Consider the following 14,640-nt stretch of genomic DNA (forward strand, 5'->3'; position numbering starts at 1 on the left):
TATGGATACACTCAGCATTGGGCAGCCGGATAGGGCTGCTTTTCTTCTTACTGAAGTTTGAAGGTTCGTTTTGTTGATTATGCTGTAAGTGAAGCTATATAGATTCAGGTGATATATAATGGCCAAAAAGAAAAGACGGCAATCGAGAAAGAAGAATGCAGTAAAAACAACCGTTCAATATGAACTTGCCGGGTTAGCCTTGCTCGCATTGGCCATCATTGCGATGGCGGACCTGGGCGCTGTCGGAAGAACAATCGTGATGTTTTTCCGCTTTTTCTTCGGCGAATGGTATATGCTCAGTCTCGTTGGGCTGGTCGTATTTAGCATCTTTATCATGTGGAAAAGACGTCTCCCTTTTATTTTCCACACTAAATTGATTGGTACATACTTGATTATCGGTGCGATTTTGTTGCTAAGTCATGTGACGTTATTTGAACTTTTATCCAATGGCGGGAAGTTTGAAGACCCCAGTGTCATCAAGAATACCTTTGATTTATATGTCATGGAAGCGAAAGGCGAGACAAGCACCACAGACCTTGGCGGAGGTATGATTGGCGCTGTGATGTTTGCGTTGTTTTACTATTTATTCGATGCAGCAGGCTCTCAGCTGATTGCGTTCCTTTTGATCATCATTGGCGGAATTCTCGTAACAGGCAGAACCTTTACAGAAGTTACGGGTAAAATTATTGCGCCGATTGGAAGGTTCATCAGAGATCAATGGCTTTCATTCATTGAGGATCTAAAGCAATGGAAAGAAAATCAGCAGCAAAAGAAAACAGCTCAAAACAAAGAAGCTAAAAAGACTAAAAATGAAGGTAAGCAGCCAACCCTTGAAGAGGAATCTGTGGAAAGGACCGTTGACATTCCAGTGGAACCGGCTCCAGAACCACTCATATCCAGCTTTGCAGAGCGAGCATATGCCGCTCCCTCTGAAACACCAGTACAGCAGCCGGAAAAGAAAGCTAAAGCGGAAACTAAATCCGAAGACGAGGGTGACGACCTGCAGCAGCCGATTACTTTTACAGAGGTAGAGAATACCTCTTATGAATTGCCGCCAATTGATTTATTGAAACTGCCGAATAAAACCGACCAGAGCGGCGAATATGAATTGATTCATGCAAATGCGGCCAAGCTTGAGCGGACATTCCATAGTTTTGGAGTGAAAGCAAGGGTGACCCAGGTCCATCTCGGACCAGCAGTAACAAAATATGAAGTCCATCCGGATGTCGGAGTGAAGGTCAGCAGGATTGTGAGCCTGAATGATGATTTGGCGCTTGCTTTGGCTGCCAAGGATATCAGGATCGAGGCACCGATTCCAGGTAAGTCTGCAATCGGGATAGAAGTTCCAAACTCAGAGGTGGCAATGGTTTCTTTACGGGAGGTCATTGAATCAAAGCAGCATAATAAACCAGGGTCAAAGCTCCAGATTGGACTTGGACGAGATATTACAGGCGAAGCAGTACTGGCAGAATTGAATAAAATGCCCCATCTTCTTGTTGCCGGTGCGACAGGCAGCGGTAAGAGTGTCTGTATAAATGGAATCATTACAAGCATTTTGATGAGGGCCAAGCCTCATGAGGTCAAACTGATGATGATCGACCCCAAAATGGTCGAACTGAATGTTTACAATGGTGTTCCTCATTTGCTGGCGCCAGTGGTAACAGATGCAAAAAAAGCATCACAGGCACTCAAGAAAGTGGTCAATGAGATGGAAAGACGTTATGAACTCTTCTCACATACCGGAACAAGAAACATAGAAGGCTATAATGAATATATCAAGCGGTACAATAATGAGGAAGAAGCCAAGCAGCCACTACTGCCTTTCATTGTCGTTATTGTGGACGAGCTCGCAGACTTGATGATGGTCGCATCCTCTGATGTCGAGGATTCGATTACGAGGCTTGCACAGATGGCCCGAGCTGCAGGCATCCATTTGATCATCGCTACCCAGAGGCCTTCTGTCGATGTCATTACCGGCGTGATCAAAGCGAACATACCTTCAAGAATCGCATTTGCCGTATCTTCAATGACAGACTCAAGGACGATACTGGATATGGGCGGCGCTGAGAAGCTGCTGGGAAGAGGAGACATGTTGTTCCTGCCTGTTGGCGCCTCGAAGCCTGTCAGGGTACAGGGAGCATTTTTATCAGATGATGAGGTAGAAGAAGTTGTGAATTATGTAATCGGGCAGCAGAAGGCGCAGTACCAGGAGGAAATGATTCCTGAAGATGTCCCTGAGAATACTTCAGAAGTCGAGGATGATCTATACAATGATGCTGTCGACCTTGTCGTCGAGATGCAGACGGCATCTGTATCAATGCTCCAGAGAAGGTTCAGGATCGGATATTCACGTGCTGCCAGACTGATTGATGAGATGGAACTTCGCGGAATTGTCGGCCCATATGAAGGCAGCAAACCACGGACTGTCCTCGTGGCTAAGTCAGAAGAAGCGTAAGAAGTGATTGTGACTGAGTAAAAAGCCGGATGCATGCATCCGGCTTTTATTCTTGTTTATAGGTAAATAGCACTTGTAACAACTAATAGTGTCATACTATTAAAAACGCTTTCAAAATACAATTATATCAGAAACATAGGTTTTTTGTCCCGGAAAAATTGACAATTTTGGTCTTTCTAGCTTTTTTCGACAAAATGATGAAACGCTATTTATTTATCTTTGAAAAAGTGTTATAGTATTTTCGATTAGTAGGAATGCTATACATCAGAGGTCTGATGTCTTTGAGCAAAAGGGTTGGAGGAACGCCTCATGTCGATCAAATCAGATAACCGGCACCTGTATTTACAAGTAATCGATCACCTGAAGCAGGATATTCAGAAGGGTGTTTATAAAGAAAGAGAAAAACTCCCATCAGAATTCGATCTTGCCAAACAGCTTGGCGTAAGCAGAGCTACACTAAGGGAAGCCTTACGGATTCTTGAAGAAGAAAATGTCATTATCCGAAGGCATGGTGTAGGTACTTTTGTTAATGCCAAACCATTGTTTTCTTCAGGAATCGAGCAGCTTAACAGTGTTACCGCAATGATTGAACAGGCCGGGATGAAGCCAGGGACCATCTTTTTGAACTCTACGACAACTGGGCCAACTGAAGAGGATATCCGTCGTTTTACATGCTCTTTGGATGATGAAATTACTTTGATTGAACGAGTAAGGACCGCAAATGGGGAGCCAGTTGTCTATTGTCTGGACAAAATCCCCGGAAAAATCCTGTCTGGTGACTTTTCATATGAAGATGAATCATTGCTTCATCTCCTTGAAGTCATGTCGAACAGGAAAGTTACATATGCGGTCGCGCAAATCGAGCCGATAGGCTATCATGAAAAGATTTCGCCGATCCTGGAATGTGAACCTGAAACAGCGCTGCTAGTTTTGAAGCAGATGCATTTCGATGAAAATGACGTGCCGATCCTTTATTCAGTAAATTACTTTAAAGCCGATAAGTTCAGTTTTCATGTTCTTAGAAAGAGAGTTTAATTTTTTCTGAGTTATGAAAACGCTAACTATTCGGTTTTTCAGAACATTCCTGCGAAATCCAACAAACATTCTCTAGGGGGTACAAGCCTTGAAAAAGCGTAAATTTGGTTTGGTAATGTCATTGCTTTTGGCAGCAGGCACAATGTTAGCTGGCTGTGGCAGCGATAGCGATGAAAAAGGCGGCGACAGTGGCAAGAAGTCAGATTTAAAAGTTGGTATGGTTACGGATGCTGGTACAATTGATGACAAATCATTCAACCAGGGAACATGGGAAGGTATCCTCAAGGCTGAAGACGAATTCGGTGTTGACACAAAGTACCTAAAGCCTGCAGGAACTACTGAAGCTGAATACTTAAAAGAAATGGGTAACCTATACGACGCAGGATATAAGTTTATCGTTACACCTGGCTTTAAGTTCGAAACTGCTGTTTTCCAAGCCCAAGATAAATATAAAGATGCTAAGTTCGTCATTCTTGACGGAAATCCACATAATGGGGACTTCAACCCTGTTGTAAAAGATAACACAGTCGCTGTATTCTTCGCAGAGCACGAATCAGGATTCCTAGCTGGTGTAGCAGCTGCTCAAGAATTAAAAGAAGGTGAAGCTGGCTTCATCGGCGGTATGGAAATCCCTGCTGTACAGAAGTTCAACTGGGGCTTCCAGCAAGGTCTTAAGTATGCTAATGAAAACCTTGGCACAAATGTAGTAATCAAACAAGAAAACGTTATCTATCAAGGTTCATTTGATAATGCTGCTGCTGGCGGACAAATTGCTGCACAATACTATGACCGTGGCGTTGATGTCATCTTCACAGCTGCAGGCGGTGTTGGAGTAGGTGCTATTAAAGAAGCGAAAGACCGCGCTAAATCAGGCGAAAAAGTTTGGATCGTTGGTGTAGACGTTGACCAGTACGAAGATGGTAAGTACGAAGGCGACAAATCAGTTATCCTGACTTCTGCAATGAAGAAGCTTGACCAGGTTTCTTACGATATGGTTCAGGCTGAACTTGATGGCAAATTCCCTGGCGGACAAACTCTGACTTTCGATGCAAAGAACGATGGTATCGGTCTTCCTGACAAAAACCCTAACCTAAGCGATGAAACTGTTAGCAAGGTGAAGGAAGTTTACGAAAAGATCAAGTCTGAAGAAGTTAAAGTCTCTGCTGAACAAGGAGATTTGTTTAAGTAAAATAGAGTGAAAGAGACGGTTCTTTCCGTCTCTTTTGTCTATTAAAGTCTGAACGGTAAATTTTTGAAATAAGGACTTGAATATTTTCAATCTTTCAAAAGTCTTTTAATCTTTTTCCAGAAGTTCTGTTCCAGTATAGGGGACTCCCTATTTTAAAAAGGTATAGAGTCTAATACAAAGGTGAGTGCTACTATGAGTTATGTTGTAGAAATGTTAAATATCCGGAAAGAGTTCCCGGGTATCGTAGCCAACGATAATATCACCCTTACATTAAAAAAAGGGGAAATTCATGCACTGTTAGGGGAAAATGGTGCAGGTAAATCAACCTTGATGGGCGTTTTATTCGGGATGTATCAGCCTGAACAAGGCATCATTAAAGTGAATGGAAAAGAAGTGCGCATCACGAATCCTAATGTGGCGAACCGTTTAGGAATTGGGATGGTGCACCAGCACTTTAAATTGGTTGAAAACTTTACAGTAACCGAAAATATCATACTGGGCAGCGAGCCGCTTAAAGGCATGGTGCTTGATATCGACAAAGCAGCAAAAAGAATTGAAGAATTATCAAAGCATTACGGATTGAATGTAGATCCTCACTCCAAAATTGAAGATATATCAGTAGGTATGCAGCAAAGGGTAGAAATTTTAAAGATGCTTTACCGAGAAGCAGACGTCTTGATATTGGATGAACCAACAGCTGTTCTTACACCAGCAGAAATTGATGAATTGATGAAGATTATGCGCAATCTAATTAAAGAAGGAAAGTCTATCATCATAATCACACATAAACTGAAAGAAATTAAAGCAGTAGCTGACCGCTGTACGGTAATTCGCCGTGGAAAGGGAATCGGTACTGTCAATGTGGCTGAAGCAAGTGAGGCAAGCCTTGCAGAAATGATGGTAGGCCGGCATGTTTCATTCAAAGTGGATAAGAAAGAAAGTACTCCTGGAGAGGTAGTACTTAAAATAGATTCTCTATCTGTGAAAAACAATAGAAAAGTAATGGGCCTCAAAGATTTTTCGCTTGAAGTCCGTACTGGTGAAATCGTAGGGATTGCCGGGGTCGAAGGCAATGGGCAAACGGAGCTTATTGAAGCAATTACAGGGTTACGGAAAGCGGAATCAGGCTCTATCCAGATTGATGGCAACGAGATCATCAACTTGCCTGTTCGCGACAGACTAGAAAAAGGAATGAGCCATATTCCGGAAGACAGGCATAAGCGCGGACTGGTTCTGGATTACTCTTTACAGGAAAATATGGTTCTGCAAATTTATAACAAGAAGCCTTTTTCAAAAAATGGCATCCTGAACAAAAACGCTATGAAAACATATGCTCAAAACATATTGACAAACTTTGACGTGCGTTCCGGTGAAGGTGCAGTCTCCATTGCCAGAACACTATCAGGCGGTAACCAGCAAAAAGCAATCATCGGCAGGGAACTTGAGCTTGATCCAAAGCTGCTGATTTGTGTGCAGCCTACTCGCGGGCTGGACGTAGGATCTATTGAATATATCCATAAGAGAATCGTAGAACACCGTGATAAGGGGAATGCAGTATTGCTTGTTTCTCTTGAGCTGGATGAAATCTTGCAGCTATCTGACCGTATAGCCATCGTTAACAACGGTGAACTGGTCGGAACAGTGATCGCTGCTGAAACGAACGAAAATGAAGTTGGTCTAATGATGGCAGGCGTGGCTAAGGAGAGAAGCATATGAGACATACCATCGTATCTTTAATATCGATTATATTAGGACTGGTGGCCGGGGGGATCCTGATGCTCTTCATCGGAAGCAACCCGATTGAAGGCTATTCCTATCTTCTTCAAGGTGCCCTGAAAAACCTTGAGCGTATCGGGAATACATTAGCGACGGCTACTCCACTTATATTCACCGGTCTGTCCGTTGCTTTTGCTTTCCGTACAGGTTTGTTCAACATTGGCGCTTCAGGACAAATGTTAGTTGGTGGCTTATTGGCTTCAGCTGTTGGTCTAACTTATGATTTTTCAAGACCTGTCCTTCTTGCAGTCATGATTTTGGTTGGGATGCTTGGCGGAGCGCTTTGGGCATTCGTTCCTGGATTACTGAAGGCAAAGTTCAATGTTCATGAGGTTGTATCGACAATCATGATGAACTGGATTGCTTATTGGACGATCTATTATGTGGTTCCTGGATACTTCAAAGGAGAATTCCTTGAAACTGAATCCAGGAAGCTGGCAGAATCCGCTACCCTGCGTACTCCTTGGCTGACAGATATGTTCCAGGGTTCCTATATCAATCTTGGCTTATTCCTGGCTGTTATTGCGGTAATCATTATAGCGTTCATTATCGATAAAACGACTTTAGGTTATGAGTTAAAGGCTGTAGGTTTTAATAGATTTGCAGCCGAATATGCAGGCATGAAGGTAAATCGCAATATCATTTTATCCATGCTGATTTCAGGTGCTCTTGCCGGACTCGGAGGAGTAGCCCTGTACACAGGGAATGCTTCCAGTATCCAGATCGGAATCCTGCCAGCCCAGGGTTATGATGGAATTGCAGTAGCATTGCTTGGTGCCAATAATCCAATTGGTGTATTCTTCGCAGCTGTTTTATTTGGAATCCTCTATTCTGGAACAGGCTTTATGAATGCGATGACTGAAATTCCGCCTGAACTGGCGAATACAATCATTGCGATCATCATCTACTTTGCAGCGACAAGTGTACTGATTGAGCGCATGCTGAACAAATTCAAGAAGAGAAGCTCAAATCGAAAAGACAAAAGTGGTACTGTAGTCGAGAAGGGAGATTCCTAAGATGTGGCATATTATAGAACAAATATTTCCTTACGCGATTGTCTTTACAATTCCTCTTCTGATTACAGCCCTGGGCGGTCTTTTTAGTGAACGAAGCGGGATTGTCAATATTGCCCTTGAAGGCTTAATGATCATCGGTGCTTTCTCTGGTGCTTTATCCATCCATTATCTGAGTGGGGTAATCGAAAACAATACACTCGTTCTTTGGCTGGGATTATTGGCTGCTGTAGTAGCAGGTATCCTTTTCTCCATTTTGCATGCATTCGCGAGCATCAATTTGAATGCGGATCAGATCATAAGTGGTACGGCAATCAATTTGATTGCGTCTGCCCTTACGATATTCCTGGCAAGAAATATGACGGGCAGCGGAAATATCCGCATCACTAGTGGATTCACACCGTCTAATGTCCCTTTCTTGTCTGATATTCCGATAATTGGAGATCTTTTCTTTACAAAAACATATCCAACAACTTGGTTTGTATTGGCAATTCTTTTCATCAGTTCGTTCATCCTTTACAAGACAAAATTCGGTCTGCGTCTAAGATCCTGTGGTGAATTCCCGCAGGCAGCAGAGGCGGCAGGGATAAATGTACGAAGAATTCGCTATAGCGGAGTACTTATTTCTGGTGCTTTTGCTGGTCTTGGTGGAGCTTTGATCATTGTAACTTACGCTGGTGAATTCACCGGTACTGTATCTGGTCTTGGTTTCCTTGCATTGGCATCCTTGATCTTCGGACAATGGAAGCCGCTTGGCGTATTGGCAGCGACATTCTTCTTTGGTTTTGCTAGTACAATTGCAAACGTATCACAGGTAATTCCCGAATTGGCTGTCATCCCGCCAATTCTGCTGAAGATTTTCCCTTATGTCGTAACATTGCTTGCATTGGTCATTTTTTCTAAGTCTTCACAGGCTCCAAAAGCCGTCGGTGAAACGTTCGACAGTGGAAAACGATAAGTTTATGCTAAGAGGTGCCTTTCTAAAGGTGCCTCTTTTCTTTACATTTTGGAAGTACATTTCTGTAAAATGACAACCTTTAAATTATAGAAGGAAATGACACATTAAATTTAGAATTTTTCAAACTGTTATGGTAGAATATAGGAAAATGCTGGTTAAAAAATAAAAGCGGTAAGAGGTCTAAAAGATGAAGCTATCATTATATTTGGATGACCGTGAAACAGAGAAGATATTTTCTTATTTGCGCTGGATTTTCCTTGTTATAGGTGTTCTTGTTTTTTATTATCCACCTCTCGCGGACAGGCTGGATTTTACAGAAGAGACCTTCCCGCTGCTTTTGACAGTGGGATTCATTTATATGGCCTCTGCCCAGATTGCTCTGGTCAAGCTGCCTCCTGGCAATGAATATTTTTCACTGCTTACAAAAGCAGGCATTGTATTCGACTATGTTGCACTCATCTGGCTGCTCGTTTTAACCCGGGGTACCATGTCTCCGCTATTTCCAATCTCATACTTGCTTGTCATGCATGCGACGATTTATTGGAGAACAAAGGGGGCGATTTTGTCATCTGCCTTTTTAACTCTTGGCTACAGCATCATTTACGTTGCACAGGGCCATTTTGAATTTTATACTTCCTTTGTGTTTATCCTGAATCTCGCGTTCATTTGGGTTGTAGGTGTGTTTGGTTCACTAATTGTCATAAGGGAAAGAAAGCACCTCAAGCAAAAGGAAATCTTTCATGAACTGATGTTCACCGATTATCTCACAGGTTTATACAACCACAGGCATTTTCAAGAACAATTGAGGATGCTTACTGTCAATAAAGAAAACTTCATGCTTGTCATGGGGGATATTGATTACTTTAAGCAGGTGAATGACCAATTTGGCCACCTGACAGGGGATGAAATTTTAAAGCGAATTGGGTTGATTTTTCAGGAGCTTGCCGATCGCCATGACGCACAGGCATTTCGATATGGTGGAGAAGAGTTTGCGTTCCTGCTGCCTCTAATGGATGAAATGAAACAAATAGCGTTTTTTGAAGATCTATATTCAACCCTGGCAGCTGAGGAATTTACCCAGGATTGTAAAACCGTAACGATGAGCTTCGGGATCGCTTCTTCACAAACAGAAGCACTGCCTGATAAACTATTAGGCTATACAGATCAACTTTTGTACAGTGCGAAGGCTGCCGGCAAAAATCAGGTAAAATTTGAAACTGGCTATACATATCGTTTTGCTGCTGTTTCTGAAATTGCCGCAGCAAAAGAATGAAAATGTAAAGCTCCCCATTGAGGGGAGCTTTTGCTTTCAAGTTTTAGTGAATTGGCAATTGCTTGAATTAGACAACTATGGAAAGGTATAGTTAGAGTGTATTTATAGGAATATTAAATATGAGCATCTCAACGTATACATAAAGTAAAGATGTTTTGCATGATTCCAAACAGTGAAGAATGGATAAAGAAAGACTACTCATTGTGTTCCCATTAAAGGAGGATTTAAATGGCTGTCATTTCAGAAACAATCAAGAATATGAAGGGTTACAAGCTTCACATCGTAAAAACAGCAAAGTTCAAGACAAATACAATTGTCTGGAAGATGAAAACACCTTTGACGAGCGAAAACGTTACAAAACGTGCTTTGCTTCCGTATGTGCTGCAGAGCAGTTCAAAGGCATACGAATCAACTACAAAGCTGCGCTCCTATTTAGATGAGCTCTATGGTGCAAATCTTTATGTTGATGTATCGAAGAAAGGGGAGTACCAGGTCATTAGCTTCTCACTCGAAATCGCGAATGAAAAATTCCTTAGTGACCCAGAGCCTTTGCTAAAAAAAGGGATGGAATTAATCGCGGAAATCCTCGTAAATCCTCTCGCGGAAAATGAAGCTTTTGACAAAGATACGGTGGAGAAGGAAAAGCGCACGCTTAAGCAGAGGATCCAGGCTGTTTATGATGATAAAATGCGCTACTCCAATTTCAGGCTTGTTCAGGAAATGTGTAAAGGTGAGCCATATGCATTGCATGTAAATGGAGAAATAGACGATATCCCGCAGATTAATGAGAGGAATTTGTATGACTATTACAAGCAGGCATTCGCTGAGGATGAAATGGATTTGTACATCATTGGCGATGTGAACGAAGACGAAGTCCAATCAGTTGCTGACGAACTGCTACGATTCGAGGATCGGGTCCCTGTGAAGGTGGAAACACATCAAGCTGGCAGCGTAGAAGAAAAGACAGTAAAAGATAAGGAAGATATCAAACAAGGCAAGCTGAATATCGGCTACCGGACAAATGTGCTTTATGGGGATCAGGACTATTATGCACTCCAAGTCTTCAATGGAATTTTTGGCGGCTTTTCACATTCCAAGTTATTTTTGAATGTCCGCGAAAAAAACAGCCTAGCCTATTATGTCGCCAGCCGTCTTGAAAGCCACAAAGGTTTGATGATGGTCATGTCCGGTATTGAATTCGAAAACTTCGAGCTTGCTGTTAAAATCATCCGTGAGCAAATGGAAGCGATGCAAGCCGGTGATTTTACCGATCAAGAAGTTGAACAAACAAAAGCGGTGATCGAAAACCAAATGCTTGAAACATTGGATACTGCAAGAGGCATGGTAGAAGTCCTGTATCATAATGTAGTTTCAGGTCAAAATGTCAGCCTCGATGACTGGCTTCAGGGCATGAGTAAAACCACAAAAGAAGAAATCGTCGATGTAGCCAAAAAGGTCCAGCTTGACACGGTTTACTTCTTAACTGGATTGGAGGCGGACAAATAATGGAGAAGATCACTTTTGAACAGCTTCAGGAAGAAATGTACTATGAAAAGCTGAATAATGGACTTGATGTATATATTCTTCCGAAAAAGGGCTTCAACAAAACATATGCTACATTTACAACAAAATACGGTTCAATCGACAATCACTTCCTTCCTCCGGGAAAGGATGAATTCGTTAAGGTCCCTGATGGCATCGCCCACTTCCTGGAGCATAAATTATTTGAAAAGGAAGATGGAGATGTATTTCAGCAGTTCAGCAAGCAGGGTGCATCGGCTAACGCGTTCACATCGTTTACAAGGACCGCTTATTTATTTTCCAGTACATCCAATGTGGAGAAAAACCTTGAAACATTAATTGACTTCGTTCAAGAGCCTTATTTCACCGAGAAGACAGTTGAAAAGGAAAAGGGGATTATCGGGCAAGAGATCACAATGTATGATGATAATCCTGATTGGAGGCTGTATTTTGGGCTTATCCAGAATATGTATAAAAATCACCCTGTAAGCATCGATATCGCGGGTACCATTGAATCGATCTCCCATATAACGAAAGATATGCTGTATGAGTGCTATGAAACCTTCTACCATCCAAGCAATATGCTATTGTTTGTGGTTGGTCCTGTCAATCCCGATGAAATCATGGGCTTGATCAAAGACAATCAGAGCAAGAAGGATTATAAGAACAAGCCTGAAATCCAGCGGAAATTCGATGCAGAACAGGCTGGAGTCGCTGAAAAGAAACAAGTTCTTAAAATGAATGTCCAAACTTCAAAATGCCTTGTGGGCATCAAAGCGGCCAACCCGAAAGAATCGGGCAGCGAAATGCTGAAAAATGAGCTTTCAGTTAACGTGCTGCTCGATATACTATTTGGAAAAAGCTCTGATAACTACACTGAACTGTATAGTTCAGGGCTGATTGACGACACATTTTCCTATGACTATTCACAGGAGCAGGGCTTTGGATTCGCGATGGTTGGCGGAGATACAAATGAGCCAGATGTCCTGGCCAGCAAGCTTGAGGCGATGCTGAAGGAAGCGAAATCGGGCCAGGGACTGACTGCTGATAGCCTCGAAAGGACAAAAAAGAAAAAAATTGGGGCCTTCTTAAGGGCGGTGAATTCACCAGAATATATCGCAAATCAATTCACGCGTTATGCTTTCAATGATATGGATTTGTTCGACGTGGTTCCAGTGCTTGAGAGCCTGACAATTGATGATCTCAATCAGGCGGCTGGAAGGCTTATTTCAGAAGATCGGTTCACAGTCTGCCAGGTGGTGCCAAAGGGGAAGTAACAGACATTTGAAGTATATGCGCCGGCTATTCCCGGCGCATATTTATTTAGAATTGTTGAGAGGGAAAAAAGACATGAAAAGATTCGCATTAGTAACGGGTGCAAGTGGAGCAATCGGCAAAGCAATCTCGATCAAGCTGGCATCAGAAGGATATTCGCTCTACTTGCATTACCATCAGAACGAGAAAGGGATTGACGAGCTGCTCCGCGAGATTGGGTCATTCGGCGGGGAATATATACCGATCAAGGCTAATTTGGCCTCGAAGACAGGATACGTCGACTTAGCGAACCAGATTTTTTCGCTTGATGCGATCGTACATAATGCCGGCAATGCTTTATATGGACTTCTGGAGGACCTGGAGGAAGAAGATACGGAAGCTTTGATTCAAATCCATGTGACGTCTCCTCTCCTTCTGACAAAAAAGCTGGTCCCAAAATTGCGGCAGAAACAAAATGGAAATATTGTGATTGTCTCATCGATATGGGGCCAGACAGGAGCGTCATATGAGGTGGCCTATTCAACGGTAAAAGGAGCACAGCTGGCATTTGCGAAGGCGTTAAGCAAAGAGCTGGCACCTTCTAAGATTAGGGTGAATGCAGTTGCGCCCGGGGCGATCCAGACTCCGATGATGGAAGGCTTTAGCCTCGAGGAACGTGAAGCGATTGCTGCCGAAGTCCCTTCCGGCCGTCTTGGGACCCCTGAGGAAGTAGCAAACGGAGTGGAATTCCTTTTATCCGAGAAATCCTCCTATATTACCGGGCAGGTGCTGGCAATCAACGGCGGCTGGCTAACCTGAACAATTTGTGACAAATTTTCTAATCCTGTTTCTTGATGAATAATTCTTCGCGAACGAATGCAAAATAACCTTGTACTATTTTAGACAAGGAGGTTGTCAATATGTCTGTTTTGGAAAATTGGAATCAGTGGAAAGACTTCCTGGGAGACCGTCTTCATCAGGCGCAGGATCAAGGAATGAATAAAGATGCAATGGGTGATCTTGCCTACCAGATCGGCGACTATCTTGCCAAGAACGTCGACCCTAAGAACGAACAGGAAAGAGTTCTTTCAGACCTTTGGTCAGTGGCAAGCCCGGACGAACAGCATGCGATCGCGACCATGATGGTAAAGCTTGTTCAAAACAACGGAAGTAAATAAGTGAGTTTGATGAAGAGGGGACTTACATTCCTCTCTTTTTTTATTTATAAGATTATAAAGCACACCCTTTTGGCTAGTTTTCATTTCTGGCTTGTTTTTCCTTTCATCTTCTTTAAAAATCATATATTATAGTAGCTAGATATTCGATGTCAAAATGTGTCGCAATTATTGGCTGAAAGCAGAGGAGGAGAATGATGGAGAAGAAAGAATGGTACTTGGAATATGAAATCATGATTAACCGTCCAGGACTGCTAGGTGATATTTCCTCTTTGCTTGGAATGCTGTCCATCAATATTGTAACGATCAATGGTGTGGATGAAGGAAGGCGTGGCCTTTTGATCCTTGCGAAAGATGATGATCAAATTGAGAGACTTGAGTCAATTTTACATACTATGGATACAATAAGGGTAATTAAAATCAGGGAGCCTAAACTGCGTGACCGAATGGCGGTCAGACATGGCAGGTACATACAACGTGATGCGGACGATAAAAAAACATTCCGGTTTGTGAGGGATGAACTTGGACTGCTTGTTGACTTTATGGCAGAATTATTTAAGATGGAGGGCCATAAACTGATTGGCATCCGTGGAATGCCTCGCGTCGGCAAGACAGAATCTGTTGTTGCATCAAGTGTTTGTGCCAATAAAAGATGGCTGTTCGTTTCCTCTACATTATTGAAACAGACGATCCGCAATCAGTTGATTGAAGATGAGTACAATGCTGATAACTTATTCATCATCGATGGAATTGTTTCAACAAGGAGAGCCAATGAAAAGCACTGGCAGCTTGTCAGGGAAATCATGCGCCTCCCTGCGGTCAAGGTAGTGGAACATCCTGATATTTTTGTCCAGAACACAGAATATACATTGGATGATTTTGATTATATTATCGAATTAAGAAATAATCCCGATGAGGAAATCGTATATGATATGGTCCAGAAGAATCACATGTTTACTGATTCTGATTTTGGAGGATTTGATTTTTAACA

At 42.5% G+C, this 14,640-nt stretch carries 12 protein-coding genes; all 12 read left to right on the plus strand.

Translation table 11 applies throughout. From position 1 onward, the window contains the following. Positions 1–118: 118 nt before the first annotated feature. The 12 genes from J7E38_RS20820 to J7E38_RS20875 all read left to right on the plus strand — a co-directional run bounded on the left by J7E38_RS20820 (position 119) and on the right by J7E38_RS20875 (position 14,638). Positions 119–2,455 carry a DNA translocase FtsK gene (locus tag J7E38_RS20820; protein ID WP_214704147.1) on the plus strand — a complete coding sequence of 779 codons (2,337 nt, stop codon included), beginning with the start codon at positions 119–121 and terminating at the stop codon, positions 2,453–2,455. A gap of 309 nt (positions 2,456–2,764) precedes the next feature. Continuing rightward, positions 2,765–3,490, plus strand: coding sequence for a GntR family transcriptional regulator (locus J7E38_RS20825; protein ID WP_214704148.1), 726 nt, complete (start codon positions 2,765–2,767; stop codon positions 3,488–3,490). 88 nt (positions 3,491–3,578) lie between these two features. After that, positions 3,579–4,679 (plus strand): BMP family lipoprotein, encoded by a 1,101-nt coding sequence (locus J7E38_RS20830; protein ID WP_214704151.1) that lies wholly within the window; start codon positions 3,579–3,581, stop codon positions 4,677–4,679. Between the two features lie 192 nt (positions 4,680–4,871). Then, positions 4,872–6,395, plus strand: coding sequence for an ABC transporter ATP-binding protein (locus tag J7E38_RS20835; protein ID WP_214704152.1), 1,524 nt, complete (start codon positions 4,872–4,874; stop codon positions 6,393–6,395). Next, on the plus strand, positions 6,392–7,471 hold the full coding sequence (locus J7E38_RS20840) for an ABC transporter permease (RefSeq protein WP_214704154.1): 1,080 nt from the start codon (positions 6,392–6,394) through the stop codon (positions 7,469–7,471). The genes J7E38_RS20835 and J7E38_RS20840 overlap by 4 nt, the downstream gene beginning before the upstream one ends. 1 nt (position 7,472) lies before the next feature. Beyond that, positions 7,473–8,426 (plus strand): ABC transporter permease, encoded by a 954-nt coding sequence (locus J7E38_RS20845; RefSeq protein ID WP_214704156.1) that lies wholly within the window; start codon positions 7,473–7,475, stop codon positions 8,424–8,426. 187 nt (positions 8,427–8,613) lie between these two features. Beyond that, positions 8,614–9,699, plus strand: a complete 1,086-nt coding sequence (locus J7E38_RS20850; protein WP_214704157.1) for a GGDEF domain-containing protein — start codon at positions 8,614–8,616, stop codon at positions 9,697–9,699. Positions 9,700–9,927: 228 nt separating this feature from the next. Beyond that, the gene (yfmF, locus tag J7E38_RS20855) at positions 9,928–11,205 is read left to right on the plus strand and encodes an EF-P 5-aminopentanol modification-associated protein YfmF (RefSeq protein ID WP_214704158.1); all 1,278 of its coding nucleotides are present in this window, start codon (positions 9,928–9,930) and stop codon (positions 11,203–11,205) included. Further along, positions 11,205–12,497, plus strand: a complete 1,293-nt coding sequence (gene yfmH, locus J7E38_RS20860; RefSeq protein WP_214704159.1) for an EF-P 5-aminopentanol modification-associated protein YfmH — start codon at positions 11,205–11,207, stop codon at positions 12,495–12,497. The genes yfmF and yfmH overlap by 1 nt, the downstream gene beginning before the upstream one ends. Before the next feature lie 73 nt (positions 12,498–12,570). Beyond that, complete coding sequence (gene ymfI, locus J7E38_RS20865; protein WP_214704160.1) at positions 12,571–13,293, plus strand: elongation factor P 5-aminopentanone reductase; 723 nt, start codon at positions 12,571–12,573, stop codon at positions 13,291–13,293. Between the two features lie 101 nt (positions 13,294–13,394). Further along, positions 13,395–13,652 (plus strand): DUF3243 domain-containing protein, encoded by a 258-nt coding sequence (locus J7E38_RS20870; RefSeq protein WP_214704161.1) that lies wholly within the window; start codon positions 13,395–13,397, stop codon positions 13,650–13,652. 194 nt (positions 13,653–13,846) lie between these two features. Further along, complete coding sequence (locus J7E38_RS20875) at positions 13,847–14,638, plus strand: DUF3388 domain-containing protein (protein ID WP_214704166.1); 792 nt, start codon at positions 13,847–13,849, stop codon at positions 14,636–14,638. The last annotated feature ends 2 nt before the right edge of the window (positions 14,639–14,640 follow it).

Origin of the sequence: Bacillus sp. ISL-35 (assembly GCF_018613355.1) — a bacterium.
Taxonomy (GTDB): Bacteria; Bacillota; Bacilli; order Bacillales; family Cytobacillaceae; genus Mesobacillus.

Coding starts and splice junctions, on each gene's coding strand:
- J7E38_RS20870 (WP_214704161.1), top strand. CDS start 13,395: ATGTCTGTTTTGGAAAATTGGAATCAGTGGAAAGACTTCCTGGGAGAC.
- J7E38_RS20820 (WP_214704147.1), top strand. CDS start 119: ATGGCCAAAAAGAAAAGACGGCAATCGAGAAAGAAGAATGCAGTAAAA.
- yfmH (WP_214704159.1), top strand. CDS start 11,205: ATGGAGAAGATCACTTTTGAACAGCTTCAGGAAGAAATGTACTATGAA.
- ymfI (WP_214704160.1), top strand. CDS start 12,571: ATGAAAAGATTCGCATTAGTAACGGGTGCAAGTGGAGCAATCGGCAAA.
- yfmF (WP_214704158.1), top strand. CDS start 9,928: ATGGCTGTCATTTCAGAAACAATCAAGAATATGAAGGGTTACAAGCTT.
- J7E38_RS20875 (WP_214704166.1), top strand. CDS start 13,847: ATGGAGAAGAAAGAATGGTACTTGGAATATGAAATCATGATTAACCGT.
- J7E38_RS20825 (WP_214704148.1), top strand. CDS start 2,765: ATGTCGATCAAATCAGATAACCGGCACCTGTATTTACAAGTAATCGAT.
- J7E38_RS20835 (WP_214704152.1), top strand. CDS start 4,872: ATGAGTTATGTTGTAGAAATGTTAAATATCCGGAAAGAGTTCCCGGGT.
- J7E38_RS20850 (WP_214704157.1), top strand. CDS start 8,614: ATGAAGCTATCATTATATTTGGATGACCGTGAAACAGAGAAGATATTT.
- J7E38_RS20845 (WP_214704156.1), top strand. CDS start 7,473: ATGTGGCATATTATAGAACAAATATTTCCTTACGCGATTGTCTTTACA.
- J7E38_RS20840 (WP_214704154.1), top strand. CDS start 6,392: ATGAGACATACCATCGTATCTTTAATATCGATTATATTAGGACTGGTG.